The organism is Frankia sp. AgB1.9, assembly GCF_016786355.1.
Classification (GTDB): Bacteria; Actinomycetota; Actinomycetes; order Frankiales; family Frankiaceae; genus Pseudofrankia.
Genome location: NZ_JADWYX010000162.1, coordinates 1,770 through 17,629, shown reverse-complemented (window position 1 = coordinate 17,629; position 15,860 = coordinate 1,770). Strand labels below are relative to the sequence as shown.

Annotated in this window: 12 protein-coding genes; 7 read left to right on the top strand and 5 right to left on the bottom strand. The window is 70.6% G+C overall.

Annotated elements, in window-relative coordinates:
- Positions 1 to 242: 242 nt before the first annotated feature.
- Entirely contained in the window at positions 243 to 737 is a 495-nt protein-coding gene (locus I6A60_RS37345; RefSeq protein ID WP_203024270.1) for a kinase, read from the bottom strand.
- Between the two features lie 426 nt (positions 738 to 1,163).
- Here I6A60_RS37345 and I6A60_RS37340 point away from each other — a divergent pair, with 426 nt between their 5' ends.
- Positions 1,164 to 2,006, top strand: a complete 843-nt coding sequence (locus I6A60_RS37340) for a class I SAM-dependent methyltransferase (protein WP_203024272.1) — start codon at positions 1,164 to 1,166, stop codon at positions 2,004 to 2,006.
- Between the two features lie 606 nt (positions 2,007 to 2,612).
- On the opposite strand, the gene I6A60_RS37335 is transcribed toward I6A60_RS37340, so the two are convergent.
- On the bottom strand, positions 2,613 to 2,924 hold the full coding sequence (locus I6A60_RS37335; protein ID WP_203024275.1) for a hypothetical protein: 312 nt from the start codon (positions 2,922 to 2,924) through the stop codon (positions 2,613 to 2,615).
- Between the two features lie 1,270 nt (positions 2,925 to 4,194).
- Between I6A60_RS37335 and I6A60_RS37330 the strand changes: the two genes are divergently transcribed.
- Positions 4,195 to 5,616: a hypothetical protein gene (locus I6A60_RS37330; protein WP_203024277.1), complete on the top strand. Its 1,422-nt coding sequence runs from the start codon at positions 4,195 to 4,197 to the stop codon at positions 5,614 to 5,616.
- Between the two features lie 32 nt (positions 5,617 to 5,648).
- On the opposite strand, the gene I6A60_RS37325 is transcribed toward I6A60_RS37330, so the two are convergent.
- Both I6A60_RS37325 and I6A60_RS37320 read right to left on the bottom strand, forming a co-directional pair.
- Complete coding sequence (locus I6A60_RS37325) at positions 5,649 to 5,942, bottom strand: hypothetical protein (protein WP_203024279.1); 294 nt, start codon at positions 5,940 to 5,942, stop codon at positions 5,649 to 5,651.
- A gap of 459 nt (positions 5,943 to 6,401) precedes the next feature.
- Positions 6,402 to 6,554 carry a hypothetical protein gene (locus I6A60_RS37320; RefSeq protein ID WP_203024296.1) on the bottom strand — a complete coding sequence of 51 codons (153 nt, stop codon included), beginning with the start codon at positions 6,552 to 6,554 and terminating at the stop codon, positions 6,402 to 6,404.
- Positions 6,555 to 6,579: 25 nt separating this feature from the next.
- On the opposite strand from I6A60_RS37320, the gene I6A60_RS37315 reads away from it, so the two are divergent.
- The 5 genes from I6A60_RS37315 (at position 6,580) to I6A60_RS37295 (ending at position 14,873) form a co-directional block, all read left to right on the top strand.
- Positions 6,580 to 8,154 (top strand): AAA family ATPase, encoded by a 1,575-nt coding sequence (locus I6A60_RS37315; protein WP_307874067.1) that lies wholly within the window; start codon positions 6,580 to 6,582, stop codon positions 8,152 to 8,154.
- 143 nt (positions 8,155 to 8,297) lie between these two features.
- On the top strand, positions 8,298 to 9,941 hold the full coding sequence (locus I6A60_RS37310; protein WP_203024283.1) for a lipopolysaccharide biosynthesis protein: 1,644 nt from the start codon (positions 8,298 to 8,300) through the stop codon (positions 9,939 to 9,941).
- A complete protein-coding gene (locus I6A60_RS37305) occupies positions 9,938 to 11,689 on the top strand; it encodes a hypothetical protein (RefSeq protein ID WP_203024286.1) in 1,752 nt (583 codons plus the stop codon). The genes I6A60_RS37310 and I6A60_RS37305 overlap by 4 nt, the downstream gene beginning before the upstream one ends.
- The gene (locus tag I6A60_RS37300; protein ID WP_203042512.1) at positions 11,686 to 12,879 is read left to right on the top strand and encodes a glycosyltransferase; all 1,194 of its coding nucleotides are present in this window, start codon (positions 11,686 to 11,688) and stop codon (positions 12,877 to 12,879) included. The genes I6A60_RS37305 and I6A60_RS37300 overlap by 4 nt, the downstream gene beginning before the upstream one ends.
- Positions 12,876 to 14,873, top strand: a complete 1,998-nt coding sequence (locus I6A60_RS37295) for a glycosyltransferase (RefSeq protein ID WP_203024292.1) — start codon at positions 12,876 to 12,878, stop codon at positions 14,871 to 14,873. Before I6A60_RS37300 ends, I6A60_RS37295 begins: the two co-directional genes overlap by 4 nt.
- A gap of 629 nt (positions 14,874 to 15,502) precedes the next feature.
- Here the strand turns inward: I6A60_RS37295 and I6A60_RS37290 are convergent.
- On the bottom strand, positions 15,503 to 15,754 hold the full coding sequence (locus tag I6A60_RS37290; RefSeq protein ID WP_238437045.1) for a transposase: 252 nt from the start codon (positions 15,752 to 15,754) through the stop codon (positions 15,503 to 15,505).
- Positions 15,755 to 15,860 lie beyond the last annotated feature (106 nt).

Genomic DNA, 15,860 nt, shown 5'->3' with positions numbered 1-15,860 from the left:
GTCCGCTACGCGGCAACGGTCACCATCGCCGCGATCAACCAATGGCTACGCTGACTGACTTTCGAAACAGGCCCTAGAGCCGCAGGCGGGCGGACCTGACCAAAGATCACGGGTACCCACGACGGCACGGACCCCACTGCGACCTCAGGCGGAAAACGTGTAGTGAAGTCGGCCGAGCACGACCGCCTGCCGCAGAGGCGAAGGCTGTCCCTCATCAGCGGGCCAGATGGCGCCGTGTCCAATTACAGGCCGGTGCCGGCGGGGCCGCTGGCCCTGCAACGGTCTGGTCGGAGAATCCTGTTGGGGGCAGGTGGGGCGCGTTTCCAGGGCGGACACGGATCGGCAGGGCTTCGGCGACGATGGGCGCCACGATGTCGGTCTTGGCTTTCACCGACTTTGAGGATCCCCTCTTCGGGACGTGTAGGGAGGTCGTCTGGGACGTACCAGTCGGCGAGTTCGGGGGCGCCGTAGCCGGTCGCGTTGGCTTTCGTCGCGTGCCGGCGCGGCGTCTCTTCCAGCGACAGTGCGAAGTAGTAGACGTGGGCCGGGGTTGGATGCGTGGCGATGATCGCCCGCAGCGCCAGGCCGTAGCGGGAGGCGTCGGGGGTGCCTGCGAGGGTCACGTCGTAGCCGGCGGTCAGACACCGCGTCACGATCAGCGAGATCAGGTCGATGTTCAGTGCGCCGGGCTCGTCGCGTTCCCTGAGCAACTCCCGGCGGATCACGTCCTGCTGCACTACCACCACGTCACGGCCGACCGCTTGGCAGATGGCGAGCGCGGTCCCCAGCTACCGGGATTACCAGGCAACAACAGCGTATCGCCGTCGACGAGCTGTTCACCCGCTACGCGCTCAGGCCGGACGGCGGTATCTGGACGGCCAACCGGAGCGGGCCGAACAAACCAAATCAACCAAACCATCGGAGACTGCTGCGTCGGGCGCCGTCGGCTGTATTGCGGACGAATTCATCTAGTTCGCCCAGACGCTGTTCTATCTGGTGACCACGGTGGGCGAAGAAGCAGGGCCGGAAACAGAAAATCCTCCCGTCATGTGTCGTACACGCCTGCATCTGAGAATTGCCGGCCACTGGCGTCAGGGGTGCTATTTTCCGCGCGAGCCTGCGCCAGCCGAGGCGCGGCTGAAAGAAACTCCGAGGAGCGCATGATGGCGACCAGAACGCCGCCCTGGCCAGAGGCAGCCGATTCCATGGTGGTCGATGCCGACCCGCAGGCGGTACCGGCGCGTTCCGTCAGTGGCGCGCCGCGCCCGACGGCCCCGACCCTGGCCGCTGTCGTCCGTGAGACGATCAAAGCGACGCCGGTACTCGGAGAGTTGGCTTCGACCGCCGCCCGCCGGTACCGCGTCAGGCACTTCCCCGGTTCTTCCGCATTCTGGGAGCAGCATTATGCCGCTGGCCGCGACTCCGGCCCCGGCTCGTTTGGGCACTTGGCGGTATTCAAGGCTGGAGTGATCGCGGACATCTGCCGGGAGCGAAATATCACCTCCGTGATCGAGTGGGGTTGCGGGGATGGCAACCAGCTCTCGAAACTCACGGTTCCCCGCTACCTCGGCATGGACGTGAGCCGCACCGCCATCGAGCACTGTGTCAGGCGATTCGCCGGCGACCCGGACAAGAGCTTCGCCTGGTACAACCCGAGTTTCTTCCTGGACGCCGCCGGCTTCTTTTGTGCCGACCTCGCGCTTTCCCTGGATGTCATCTTCCATCTGGTCGAGGACGTCACGTTCACCACCTATATGCGTCGGCTTTTCCGCAGCGCGCGCCGGCACGTGCTCATCTACTCGTCCGATGTTGAGGGGCTGCGTTATAGCGAACCCCACGTCCGGGACCGGAAGTTCTCCGCCTGGGTTGAGAGCAATGAGCCCGACTGGGAGCTGACGAAGACCATCCGGAACCCATACCCGTTCACCGGTGTGGAGGAGGCGGGCTCGTTCTCCGACTTCTTTTTCTACACCCGTGTCCCAGCCAGGGAGCCCACGGCCGACTGACCTCGGTGCTGTCGGGCCGGGGCGAGCCCTCGACCCCGGCTGGCCGCGACCATCTACCCCCCGCGGCTTTGCGGCGGCATGCGGTCAGGTCACGACGGCTGAGAGCGGCCGTACACGGATTGCCCGTGGCGCCTGGTGCCGTACACGCCAGGGAACGACGAGCACCCCCGCCGGGACTGCCGCACCGCCCGGCGGGGGCCGTCGACCGTACCGCCGCCCACCTCGACGATCGTTGGGCAGAAACTCGAACAGCCTGTCGGCGAGGTCTGCCACTGGTGGTCGCGGGCGTAGGCCCCGTGCGCGCTGGCCATGGCGAACGCGCAGGTCGTCACGGCGAGGAGCAGGCCCAAGCGCAGAGGCGAGGCGGTTGGGATCGACCGGATCGAAGGAGGCGCCGCCGTCTCGGAGTATCGGTGGCCCCGCATCCTGTTGGAAGATGCGACCGGAAGCTCGCGGCTCATCGCCTCCGGCCGCGTGATCGGCCACGTCTCCTGCGTGGGATGGGAAGACGGACACGTCAGCGTAGACGGGGCCGGCCCTGATCGGGCAGCGGACGGCGTACCGCGCCCGGGAGATCCCGGTACTCGTCCGGGATAGCGTTGCCACTCACGGCGTGCCGCCGGATCCAAAGGATTGCCGGGTCCTCCTGTCACGCGCGGGCTCCCCGACGAACACGACCCAGTCTATCTGCAGGAAGGCGCTCGCCTGCGCCGCCCAGACCGCCAGATGCCGGGCAGATGTCATCGACACTGCATACAGCCAATAGATCTTGCCATGAAACGGGAAGATGTGGTGATGGATGACGACACGGGGAACGGCTGCGGCACTCGCCCGCGCAAGCCGCGCGCGCAGGAGGACCTCCGGCCGGACCTCCAGACCAGCGCCGGGAACGCGGTAAGCCGCCAGGACTCCGGACACGCCGCCTCGGATCAGCGAGCTCCGTCGGGGAGCGCACGCGCACGTGCTCCCCGAGCCGACCAAGCCAGTCGGCGTGCGACCGGGAGCGCAGCAAGGTGACGGCGACGTCCCGCGGCCGGCGCCCGGTCAGCACCCCGCGCGGATAGCGCAGATAGCCACCACTTCCAGCGGCTGCCATCAACCAAGATTTCATCACAGTCACATTCTCGGCCCGGAAGCCGGTGGTCGATTTTCGGCGAACGCCACGTTCGATCCTTTTGCGGGCGACCGGCGCGAACGTTCGGCAGCCTTCCGGAAAAATCACAGAATCCACCCCGACCCCCTTGATCGGCCGCCGCCGAGCTACGGTGTGTCGCTCCCGCGCCTCGTCGCGAGACGAGGTCGTCTGTAAGTCGCGACGGTCCGCCTGGTCGGCCTTGTTATGATCGCGACGCTATCGATGCATTTCGACCCGGCTCTCCGGGTGACGCACGGGAAACGCCATGGCGGACAGGAAAGCTGACCCCTTTCCGCACGCCTGCCCGTGTTAGCTTGCGCCCCTGTACCTAGGCCGCGCAGGGCGCACGGAGGCGGGAAGGCGAGGAGCGCACGGTGGTGAGCAGCACGGTGAGTACGGTGAGCGGGCCACCGGCGGGTCCGGAGCCTGGGCCAGGTTCCCGTACCGCGGAGCCGAGGTTGACGACGATCGTGCTGCAGACCGTCCGAGGCACGCCTGTCCTGGGTGAGCTGGCCTTGGCCGAGGCCCGCCGGTACCGAACCGCCAGGTTCCACGATTCGGCCGTGTTCTGGGAACAGCGCTTCTCCGCCGGAAGCGACTCGGGTCTCGGCTCTTTCGGCCGTCTGCCCGCCTTCAAGCCGAGGTCATCACGGACGTGTGCGAAGAGTGGGCGGTCGCCTCGGTGATCGAATGGGGCGGCGGCGACGGCAACCAGTTGTCCACGATGTCGGTCTACCTAGGCCGGACGTCAGCCGTAGCGCCGTCGCTAGGTGCCCCAGTCGGCTCGCCGGTGACCCGGACAAGAGCTTCTTCCGGTACGGACCGGCCGCTTTCTCCGACAACGCAGGCATCTTCACCGCCGACCTCGCGATCTCCCTGGAAGTCATCTGCCACCTTGTCGAGGAGGCGAGGTTCCGCGCCTCCATGCGCCGACTCTTTCGAAGTGTGAGCCGCCATGTCCTTATCCACTCGTCGGATATTGACGGTTCGGACCGCTGATCCGGCGCGGGCGTGGTCACCTCCGCGCAGACGACGCGAGAACGGGAGATGGTAATGCGCTGCGGAAGTCGGTTCTCGACGCTTGAGCGGATCTGGCAGGCGGCCGGCTGCTCGATCGCCGTGGCCGCCGGTCCGGCGGCGATGCCCTCGGTCGAGGCTGTGCGGCACGTGTTGCGGGAGTTCGCGACGCTCGACCCGGACAGCCGGTTCCTGCGCGGCATCGACCTCGCCGGTTCCCGGTGGGTCCGCATCCCGCCCGAGCGGTGCGGGGAGTTCCTCTCCCGGGTAGTTGTCGAACTCGACGACCGCTTCTCGGCGCTCGCCGACCCGGTCGAGGACGACCGGCTTTTGATGGCCCGGTTGGCCATGCTGTGTGAGGCCGGGCTCGACGACCTGCCGTTCCGGATCTCCGTCGGTCAGCGGTATTCCATCTTCGAATGGCCCCATCTGGTTAGCGACCGGTCGGCGGTTGGCTTCTGGTTGGGAATGCTGTGCTGTTCCGTCGAGCATCGCCGGCCGGACGGCCTCGTCGAGACCGGCTCCCGGTACCCGCTCGCCCGGGCACTGGGCTGGCACCTGGTCCGCCGGCCGGACCGGCTGCTCGGGATCGCGGACCGGATGCGGAGCCAGTCCGGCCGGCCGGACGGCGGCCCGGCGGGCAGTGAGGTTCCCGCAGTCAGCGGCCCTGTTGGCCGGGTGGTCGCGCGGTCCGGCCCGGAGCTGGTGAAGGCACTGCGCGCGTGGCGCGACAGTGACGCCGTGGGAACCTCGCTGCACGCTGTGCTGTTTGCGGCCACCGCTGCGGCCGCCGACCACTGCGGTCTCGCCCGCGCCACGGACGGCAGCTGGGTGCCCTGCGACCTGCGCCGTTACCTGAAGGACGGTGCGCCCGTGTACGGTAACTTCGCTGCGTCCTCGCTCCTGCGGCCCGCCGACCCGACGTCGCCGCGATCCGTCGCGGCCGAGCTGCGCCGTGCCCTGGACCTTGGCGAGCCGCTGGCGACTTTGGCGAAGGGTCTGATCGGCGAACGCCTACCGAGGCGGCGGTCCAGCACCCCGGCGGTGCCGGCGGCGCCGCGGCCCGGCGTGGCGCACGTGTTTACGGCATGGGGCGAGCCGCCCGATCTGGGCCGGCTTCCCTGGCTTGCCCCACCGCCGCAGCGCTTCTTCGCCTGCGCGTTCTCCCAGACGAATCGCTGCGGCGTGTCCTATACCTATGCTCTGCTGGATGGCGTGCTGCACGTCTGGGCGCATTTCGACGAGAACCGGTACGAGGCTACAACCGTCCGCCAGGCACTGGACCTGCTATGCACGGACCCGATCGCCCTGCTGCTCGACCGCGCGGGCGGCCTGGCCACCGCGCCGCGCGGCCGGGGTAGGCCGAGCACGCTGGCGACCGCCGCGCCGGACCCCCGAACATCAGACCTGACGGCTCAGCCACCAGCTCCAACAGCTCGGACACCAGGGTCGCCCTGACAGCCTCACCGCAAGTCCCTTTCGACTCAGCATTAGGCCGGGTGTCGGTCTTCGCCAGTCCACCTGATGCGGACTCGGGTGACGTCGAACGGTCCGTGGCGCTGGTTGCCGGGGGTGATCTCGATGCGGTCTACCACGTCGATGAGGATCTTGCGGGGAGCGGTTAGGCCCTCGTCGGTGCACGTGCCGGCGCCGTCCCAGACCCGCGCGGCGGCCGGGCCGGCCAACGCCTGGCGGACCTGGCGCTGCCCTCGGATCTTGCGGTCGATCTCGGCGATCTCCGCGAGGATCAACTGTTCCGTGCGCCCGGCGAGTTCCAGCGTCATCTGGTCGGCAGCGATCTCTCCCCAGGCGGCGTTCCTTCACTGTCTTCTGGTCAACCAACGCCGTCGGGGTGTGTTCGGATCGCTCCCCGGTTTCCTCCCAGGTTGACGGGTCAGTGATCCAGAGCAGGAGTGAAGCCGCGTCTGTCCTGATGACGGTTGTCTGATGACCTGCGCCGATGCGGAGCAGCCGTGGTGCCTGACCGCCGAGCAGGCAGCCTTGACGGCGCGGTGAGTGTGGGGTCGGGGGAGCGGAGTGGAGCAGGCTGTCCTGACCGGCCATACCGGCTTGACAGCGGTGGGTCCGGATTTTTCCGGTGGCCGTGATCAGAGTCCGGTGATGCTCGCGGCGTTGGTCGGGCCCGGTGTCTCGGCGTAGCCGTCTGATGGTGCGAGCCGCTCGGCCGTGACGCCTGTGCTTGTCGGCGCGCCTCCGTCACGTTTCGACGCATGTCTCTATGGTCACTGTACGTAGTCGATACATCTCGTGGCGTGATCACCGCTGGTCGACCGCAGGTCGGCGTAGGAGCTGGTCAGTCCGGTCCGGGGAAGGAGGCGGCCTGTGGCGACGGGCAGCGGTGTCGGCGGTGAGTGGAGCGTGGTCGCCTTGGTCATGCGACGATGGCCTCTGCTACTGGCGGTGACGGTCGTTTGTGGCGCGGCCGGATTCCTCGTGTCGAGCGCGCAGCAGACGCGGTATTCCAGCACGGCGACGTTGCTGCTCAATGACCCGAGCAGCTCCAGTGTCTTCAGTGCCAACAACCAGACGGTCGTCGACCCGTCGCGGTACGTTCGCGGTCAGGCCGCGTACATCACCTCCAACGAGGTGATGACCGCCGCGTCCAAGCTGCTGCAGGGCCGGTTCACCCCCGATGGACTGCGGTCACAGGTGAGCGCTTCCGCCTCCGACGAGTTCAACCAGGTGAGCGTCACCGGGACCGACTCGACTGCCCAGGGCGCCGCCGACCTCGCGAACGGCGTCGCCATGGCGTACCGCACGGTCATCCGCCAGAGGGTGCAGGCGAACGCCCGGGAGACCACCGGCGAGCTCGACCATTCGGTCAGCCAGCTTCGCTCCCACATCAGCGACCTCGACCAGCAGCTCGCCCAGTCGGGTGACGGAGCGAACGACCCGAGCATCTCGGCGGCCCGCCAGGCCGCCGCGACCCAGCTGTTGACCATGCAGAGCCGGGCGGATGAGATCTCGGTCGACACCGCGAGGTTCGGCGACGGCGTTGCGCTCTTCGACCGGGGGGAGCCGCCGTCCTCGCCGTCCTCGCCCAAGCCACTGGGTGACATCGTGATCGGTACGCTGCTAGGGCTGGTGCTCGGTGGTGGTGTGGTCTGGTGGCGGGGTGAGTACCGTCGGCGGGCCGACGAGAAGCAGGACGCGTCGATGGTCCTCGGGGCGGCGTTGCTCGGCGAGATCCCGGAGTTCGTCGTGTCCGGGGACGGCCGCCCGCTGCCAGCCGCGCTCGAGCCGCATTCCCCGGCGGCCGAGGCGTACAACATCCTCGTCGAGAGCGTCGGCTTCGCGCTCAGGGCGGTCGGCGGCCGCGTCATCTCGATCACCAGTGCGCGTCCCGGCGACGGTAAGACTGTGACGACGCTGAACCTCGCGATCGCGATGGCACGCGATGACTGTCGGGTCGCCGTTGTCGACGCCGATGAGCGGATGCGTGGGCTGAGCAGGCTCGCCGACGCCGCCAGCGCGCCGGGGCTGTCCGACCTGGGCGGTGAGCTGCCCGTGGGCGAGGCGGTGCGCAAGCTCGACGGCGTTGAAGGGCTCGACGTCGTACCGGCCGGTGGGTTCCTCGACGACCCGGCCGCCTTCTTTCGGACGGGCAGGTTTCGCCGGGCCATCGGCCGGCTGTGTGACCGCGCCGACATCGTCGTCATCGACTCCCCGCCGCTGCTCGCTGTAAGTGACGCGGCCGCGATCGCCGCGCAGGCTGATGCTGTCGTGGTCGTCGTCGAGCGCGGCACTCCGCTGCGGGTGTTGGAAGAGGTCCGCCACCGCCTCGACTTCGTCGGGACCCCGCTTCTGGGCTACGTCTTCAACCGGTCGGCGTCGCCTGAGCTGCGCTACGGTCGGTATGGCTACGGGCGCTACGGCGGCGGGCATCGCGGCCGTCGCGCCGCGGCCCTGGCCGGCGGCACCGCGGTTCCGGCTCAGCGTTCGGCGGAGGACACGCGTGCGCGGGCTCGCCGGTGACGATCGCCCACAACGGGCCGGCCGGCGTCGGTTCTGGCGAGCCGGCGTCCGGGGTGCTTCGAGAGAGCCAGCCTCGTCGGGCGGTTGAATCCGTCGCGGGCGAGGAGTCGGTGGGCCGCGAGGCGTACGCAACCCACCGGCACATGGAGAGTGTCGTCCCTGATGCGAGCCAGGCCCGCGGCCGGCATCGGCCCATACCGCAGCCGCAACCTGAAGGCCTGCGCCAGCTCACCGGGCGCGCGGCCCGCGCAGGCGGGTGGACGCTGGCCGGCCGGGTCAGCGTCGCCCTTGCGGCGTTCGGGTCGAGCGCGCTGGCCACGCGGATGCTGACGCCGGCCGGGATGGCCGCGTACGCGATCGGCGCCAGCGTGGCCACGGTCGGTGGGCTGATCGGCGGGCTCGGCCTCTCGCAGGTAGTGGTCCAGTTCGCGGCCTCGGAGCTGGCCTTCGGCCGCCGCCGGGCCGCCGGTCAGGTCGTGTGGCGGTGCGTGGCCCTCGGCTTCCTCGGCCTGGTCGGTTTCGGCGCGCTGTTCGCGCTGTTCGGCGACCACCTCACCGGCGACTCACTGGGACTGCTGGCCGGCGGCGCGCCCGGCGGCGTCCAGGTGGCGCTGCCCGCGGCGGTGGTCGCGGCGCTGCTGGTGGGCAGCGGTGGCCAGACCCTGGTCGGGGAGTGCCATCGCGGTTTGGGGGATGCCCGCTCGGCGTCGGTGTTCGGTGGCTGTGTCGGGTCGGTGCTGTTGATGGGGGCGCTGTTCGGGCTGTGGGAGGCGGGCAGACGCCATCTCGGCGCTACCGACCTGCTCTGGATCGCGACAGTCACGTCCGCGGTCAGCGTCGCGGCCGGGTTCGCGGTGCTTGCGCCGCGGCTGTGGCGGCTGCGGTCGCCGTCGCCAGCGGAATCTCGGGCAGACGATGCGCCCGCGCCTGAGACGCCTGTCGCCGAGGCGGCGCCGAGCGTCGGCCGGCTGTTCTCGGTGTCCCTTCCCTGGCTGGTTTCCCTCATGCTCTACAGCGCGTTCACCCAGGCCGACCTGTGGGTGCTGGGCGCGACCCGCCACGGCGAGGAGGTGGCCGCCTACGCGGTCGCGTCCCGGGTGGCGACGCTGGTCGCGATGCCGACCCTGGTGGTCAGCCCCGCGCTGCTCCCGATGATCGCGGAGCTGTTCGCCACGAAGCGACGCGCGCCGTTGTTCCGGCTCCTGCGCCTCGGCGCCGCGGTGGCCACCGCGCCTGCCGCCGCCGCGACGCTCCTGTTCGCCGTTCGCGGCGGGCCGCTACTCGGCCTGGTGTTCGGGCCGACCTACCGCAGTGGCGGCCTGGCGCTGACGATCCTCGCGGCCGGCAACACGATCGCGGCCTGGTCCGGGCAGGCCGGCGCGGTGCTGGCCAACTGCGGACGGCACCGGCTGATGCTGGTCACCAGCACCCTCACCGCGACCGCCACGCTGACGGCGATCGTGCTGGTCGTGCCGGCGGGCGGGCCGACGGCCGCGGCGTCGCTCGCGGCCGGAGGGCTCACCGTGCAGAGCCTGGCGCTGGTGCTGCTGGCCCGGATCACCGGCGGCGGGTGGACGTGCGCGGTCTGGTCGCCGCGCGGACGAACGGGGCACCAGTCGGCTCCCGGCCGCGGCGTCGTGACCGGCTCGGGACGTCGCGCCGGGCCATGGTCGATCGGACGGCCGCTGGACCGGCGTCCCCCTGGCTGGCCGAAGCGCCGCTGGCCGTGGCCGCATCCCCTCACCCGCCGGCTGAGGCTGGCGCGGGCGCGGCGGAGAACCTCATGACCACCTGGGTCCGCGCGCGGCGCAGCCGGCCGCCCGCGACCGGCGGGTCCCGTCAAGGGCTGCCATTGCCGCTCGTGGTGGCGGCGGTGGGGCTCGTCGCGGTGGCGCTCTCCGTCCGCTCCGCACCTGATCCGGCGCCGATGCGGGTGTGCTGGCGCACCGCCTCGTTCGTACTCGCCGGCGCGACCGGCGCCTGGAACCTGCTGGCAGCCTGGCGGGCGTTTCGTCGTAACGGCTTCCTCTCCGCCGTCGGCATGCTCCAGCTCTGGAGCCTCTTCGCGTTCTCCTGGGCCGCCGCCGAGCAGTGCTTCCGATACGACCAGCTGAGTCTCGGCTTCTGGCAGGGGTCGCTTGACAACGCGGGCACGTTCGGGACAGTCGCGCTTCTGACCGGGTTCCAGGTGCTGTTTTTCGTGGCCCTTGGCCGCGACGTTCCGCTGCACCGGTTCGTTCCGGTGCTCAGGTCCGCTGGACCGGGCGGTGCTCCCGGGGACAGACTCGTCGCCGAGAACGCGAGGACCCGCCGCGGCCAGCGCCGGGTCACGCTGATCCTGCTGGCGGTCGCAGCCCCCTTCGTGGCCGCGCGACTCGTCGCGCTCTCCCAGCTGGGCCTGCGGAGACTCGTCCTGTCGATGGTCACCCGCACCGAGTACTTCGGGCTCGTCGACGGTGGCACTGGTACCAAGGTCAATCCCGTGATCTGGATGTTCGGCATCCTGTTCCCGATCTTCGGCGTCACCCTGCTGTGTCTGGCGGTCCGGTATGGGTTCCATGACGCCGGGCGCCGAGGCGCCTTCTGCTACGCCGGGGTGCTCGTGCTGTGCGGCGTCTGCGTCCTGCCCTCCGGCGGCCGCGGGGACCTGGTGTTCGTGGTGGTGGCGGTGCTGTTCGCGATGCGCGCCCATGGGTACCGCGGGGCCCGCGCGTACCGGCCGGTGCTGGTCCCCATCGGCCTGGCCGGCGTGCTGCTGCTGCTGCTCGCACAGGCGCGCACCGGCCATGTGAACTCACTCACCTCGCTCGCGGGGAATCCCTATGTCGGGAACTCGTACTCGTCGGGTGAGATCACCCAGGTGCTCGGTACCGGACGGTTCGACGCGGTCCGAATGATCGTGAACCGGCACTCGACCGCGCACGGCTTCGGCGTGCAGGACTACTTCGACGCGGTCAAAGGGTCGCTCAACTCGATCTTCCTGCCGCGGATCGTGGCCGGGCACGCGCTGTCGTCCTGGCATCCGAGCCTGCAGGTCATGGGCCCGTGGCAGTTCGGCGCCCAGAAGACGAGCTCGCTGCCGTCCGCGCCCGGCGAGCTGTACCTCGCCTTCGGTGTCCGCGGGGTCCTCGTCGGCGCCTTCCTGTTCGGACTGGTCACCCGCGTGCTGCTGCGGGTGGTCGCGGGCCTGCCCGGACCGGCGCAGATCACCTGGGTCCTGGCCGTGTGGACGGTCGCGCTCGGCCTGTCCACCGAGGCCTACCTGGTCGGCTCGTTCGTCGCCCAGCACTGGCCGGTAATCCCGGTGATCGGGTTGCTGGTGCGCCGTCATCTGATCACCGGCCGGGCCATGCCACAGGACCGGATGTGCGAGCCCCGAAGAGCCGGCTGGCCAGCGAGCTCCGGTCGCGCACTTCCTGCCGACGGACCGCCGGCCGGGCCGCCGGGGCGGACAAGCAGCGCCGTGCCTACGCCGAGAGCGGGCAGTCTCCGGCGCCGAGAGCTCGACCTGGAGAAGGAGCCTCACATTCCATGAAGATCCTGGTGGACGGGGGGACGTGTGGTAGCGGTGGCTACCTGCACCACCTGCGGGGAGTGCTCAACGCCCAGCCGCCGTCTGACCTTCAGATCACTCTGCTGGTCTCGGCCCGGCTCGCCGAACGGCTCGGACCGTTCGGCGAGCACGTCCGGGTGGTGCGCCCACCGGAGCTCGACCACCCTGGACGAGCCGTCCGGCGGCGCTGGTGGTTCACCGGTTTCCCCAGCCTGGTGCGAGAGGTCGGATCGGACGTCCTGCTGCACGAGCATGGGCTGGTACGTGGCCGCGCCCCGGGCGTCCCACGCGCGGTCATCCATCACAATCCGACCCCGTTCGCCGCCGAGACCTACCGCCTCTACGGGCTCAGTGCCGCCAGCGCGCATTTTCTCGCGACCCGGCAGCGGCTGGTGGCCGGGATGCGGCGCGCCGACGGGGTCGTGTTCCTGCACGAGAGCTGCCGTGAGCAGATCACTCGCCAGGTGCGCGGGATCCGGGCCACGACGGTGATCGGCCACGGGACACCGGCGCGGTATCTCGACCTGCCGCGCGCCGCCCGGGCGACGCTCCCAGCGGCCCCGCGGATTCTGTGCGTGACGACCCAGTTCCTGTTCAGGTACCAGTGGAACGTCGTCCACGCCGTCTGCGACCTGCGTGACCAGACCGGAATCGGCCTGCGCCTCGACCTCGTCGGCGGGGGTGACGCGCCGACCGCGCGGCGGGTCGCGGCGGCGGTCCGGGAGCGCCGTGCCACCGGCTTCGTCACGGTGCATGGGGACGTCCCGGCGCAGCGGATGCCGGAGCTCTATGCCAGCGGTGACGTGTTCGTCTTCCCCTCCGGGCAGGAGACCTACGGGATCACGCTGCTGGAGGCGATGGCCTGCGGACTGCCGATCGCGTGCTCCGACCGGATGCCGCTGCCCGATATCCTGCGCGATGCGGGCGTCTACTTCGACCCGGCCCACGTCGCGGGCATGACCGCGGCGCTGCGCACCCTGCTGGCCGACGGTGACCTGCGCGTCCGGCTCGGTGGGCTCGCCCAGACCTACGCGCGCCAGCACCTCTGGCAAGACTCCGCCGACCAGCTGTTCGCCTTCCTGCGCGACCTGATCCCGCCGGCCTCGCGGGGATCGGTCCCCGAGGCGCGCCGGCCGCTCGGTGCTCCGCCAGGCCTGGGGACGCGCCCATGACCAACCCCGCCAGCGCCGAGCCCGTCACCGCCGCGGACACGCGGCGAGCCCCGGTCGGGCGGGAACCGACGGTCTCGCTGGTGATCCCCGCCTACAACAAGGCCGCTTATCTCGCCGAGGCGATCGAGAGCGTGCTCGCCCAGGACCATCCCCGCCTCGACCTCGTCGTCGTCGACGACGGTTCGACGGACGAGACCCCTCGCGTGCTCGAAGCGTTTGGCCCTGGAGTGCGCTGGGTGCGCCAGCCCAACTCCGGCCAGTCGGCGGCGATGAACCGGGGCTGGTCGATGACCGACGGTGAGCTCGTCGGCTACCTCAGCGCCGACGACGTGCTGGCGCCCCAGGCGGTCAGCGCGCTCGCCGAGGCGCTGGTCTGCGCGCCGGAAGCTGTCTGTGCCTACGGCGACTACCAGCTCATCAACGCCCATGGCCGAGTGGTACGCGACGTGGTGGCGCCCGACTTCGACTACCACGCCATGGTGCGACGGTTGCTCTGCCCGCCTGGCCCAGGAGCGCTGTTCACACGCGCGGCCGCGGCGGCGGCCGGCTGGTGGAACACCTCCCTGCGGCTGATACCCGACTACGATTTCTGGCTGCGCCTGGGCCTGTCCGGGCCGTTCGTGCATGTGCCGGGCACGCTGGCCCGGTTCCGGGTCCACGACAGCGGGCTGTCGTTCGCCGCGCCGTCAGCGCGGCTCGCCGGCGAGTACGTCAAGGTGATGCAGGAATGGTTCGCTTCGACCGCCGTTCCCGATGCGCTGCGCAGCAGCAGGGCACAGGCACTCAGCAGCGCCTACCTGCTGGAGGCACGGGGACATCTGCGGGCCCAACGGCACCGACCCGCCGCCGCAAGCGCCGCACGGGCTGTGGCACTGTACCCAGCCAACGTCAACCTGGCAGCCGCCCGGCTGTTGGCACACGGCGTCTTCCACCACCGGCGCGAGGCCTTCCACCCCGATCCGGGCGCGCCCGCCGGCCACCGGCCCGCATGGCCGATAGCGGCGGCGATACCCGCCGCCCGGGCAGGCCAGACCTCTGGGCGGCCCGTCGTCCTGACCGGCGGCAGCGGCTCGCTCGGCGCCCACGTCCGGGCGGCGCTCGCCGACTGTCAGGTAACGCTGCTCGGCCGGCGCCCGCCGGTAGGCCGCCTACGCCACGAGCAGTGGGTCTGGGCCGACCCCGCCGCCGGGCCGCACAGCTCGGACCTCTCCCGCCGCCTCGGGTCGCTGGACCTGCCGGACAGCACCGTCTTGTGCCACCTCACCCACAGCCGCCTCGCCGAACAGACGGCGACGATGACGCTCGACCTGCTCAACGCCGTCAACGCCTGCCCGCGGATCAACCGGGTTGTGCTGGTCAGCACCGCCGCCGTCTATGGGCCACAGCATCGGGGACCTGTCGACGAACATGCCCGGTGCCGGCCGCGCGGGTCGGACGCCAAGGCCACGCTCGCCGCTGAACGGCTCTGGCGGGCCGCGCTTCGCCGGGACTGCGAGCTGGTGGTGCTGCGACTCGGCGCGGTGCTTTCGATCGAACGGGCGTCGTCATACCAGCTGGTGGAGGACGCCCTGCGCCGACCGGTGAGAGCCACCCTGCTCCGTTCGCTGCGCCAGGGCACCGGCATGCACTACGTCACGGTAGGTGACGCAGCTGCAGCTGTGCGGTTCGCGGTCGACGCGGAGCTCCCACGGGATCGTACGGTTTTCAATGTCGTCGACGAGCCGGCGGGCGGGCCGGTCGGTCCGCTGACGGCGGCGAATGGTGACTACGCGGCGCTGCAGGACGAGGTCCGCCGGCTCGCAAGTCGACCGCCGCTACCCCGCCTTCCGCTGCACCCGGCCGCCATCGACGCGGCGGCGCGGCTGCTGGGGCAGCCCCGCCCCGGCCGGAGGCTCAGCGCGGCGGCGCTGCGTTCGGCCGGTTTCGTCGGGACGAACCCCCTGGGCGAGGAGCTGGCGAAAATCGTCGCCACGCTCGTCGGCACGACCAGGTAGCCGCTCGCGATCGACGAGGCGGAGCAGGGCTGGCCGTGGCGATGACGGCCGACACCTGCCGGCGCGGCGAGGCGGCCGGACGGGTCTTCCAAGCGTCGGCCAGGAAGGTGGTGGCGCGGTAGGCGAAAAGTCCTGCCTCGCGCTCGGTGGACCTGGCGTGGGCCTTCGCGGCGGCCGAGCGGACAACGAGGAGGGTTCGCCGCGAGCCTGGTGGGGGGGCTTCGCCCGGAGGAGAAGGAGCAGACCTTCCCGTAGTACTGGCCGTAGGTGTCGAGGGCGTGCTCGGCCTGGTCGAGAGCGGCCTCGGCTCTGGCCGGCAGCCCGGCCGCGAGCCACATTTCGACGATCAGACCGTAGTGAAAGGCGATACCCCAGCGTGGCGGGTCGAGCAGAGCGGTGGTCGGGAAATCCGCGGCTTCCGCCGCGGCTCCGGCCGGGTCCTTACCGGTCAGGGATCGCGCCCAGCACCCGTTCTGCCGCAGATAGACGCGAAAAGGAGAGTCTGTTCGGGGTCAGCGGTGAGCCATCTCTTCGCGACCCGCAGCGCCCAGGTCGCGTCGCCGGCCATAGACACGAGCGCATCGCGGCGGCTGGGCTGCCGATGCCGTGATGGGCGCCGCGTCACCAGGTCACCCACCGTGCCGTGCCGTGCCGCGGCCGACGGCCTGGACCAAGGCCTTGAGTGTCGCCGGCGGTCCCGGGTAGGCGGGTACCGGCGAGGCGGTAGCCGGCTCGGTGGTGGCCGTGTGGGTGACGCCGAGGACGTAGACCAGGCCACGTTCGGTCAGACCGTGGCCAAACTCCGCGGCACCGGCGAGGACCGGCCGGGCGGGCGCGCCCCAGCCGTGACCTCGTCGAGCATGTCCAACGTGAGGCGCCATTTCTCCCGATGCCCGTCGGCGCCGGGGATCCCGCCCGGCGCCCCCCGGCGCGGGCCGCGCCACAATAACCACCCCCGTTTTTGGCCCGCGGGTACGCCCCCCCCCC

Bases quoted from the DNA above. Each gene is read 5' to 3' on its own strand.
- I6A60_RS37290 (WP_238437045.1), bottom strand. From the start codon at position 15,754: ATGGCGCCTCACGTTGGACATGCTCGACGAGGTCACGGCTGGGGCGCG.
- I6A60_RS37320 (WP_203024296.1), bottom strand. From the start codon at position 6,554: ATGACCAAGGCGACCACGCTCCACTCACCGCCGACACCGCTGCCCGTC.
- I6A60_RS37340 (WP_203024272.1), top strand. From the start codon at position 1,164: ATGGCGACCAGAACGCCGCCCTGGCCAGAGGCAGCCGATTCCATGGTG.
- I6A60_RS37300 (WP_203042512.1), top strand. From the start codon at position 11,686: ATGAAGATCCTGGTGGACGGGGGGACGTGTGGTAGCGGTGGCTACCTG.
- I6A60_RS37295 (WP_203024292.1), top strand. From the start codon at position 12,876: ATGACCAACCCCGCCAGCGCCGAGCCCGTCACCGCCGCGGACACGCGG.
- I6A60_RS37330 (WP_203024277.1), top strand. From the start codon at position 4,195: ATGCGCTGCGGAAGTCGGTTCTCGACGCTTGAGCGGATCTGGCAGGCG.
- I6A60_RS37305 (WP_203024286.1), top strand. From the start codon at position 9,938: ATGACCACCTGGGTCCGCGCGCGGCGCAGCCGGCCGCCCGCGACCGGC.
- I6A60_RS37310 (WP_203024283.1), top strand. From the start codon at position 8,298: ATGGAGAGTGTCGTCCCTGATGCGAGCCAGGCCCGCGGCCGGCATCGG.
- I6A60_RS37325 (WP_203024279.1), bottom strand. From the start codon at position 5,942: ATGACGCTGGAACTCGCCGGGCGCACGGAACAGTTGATCCTCGCGGAG.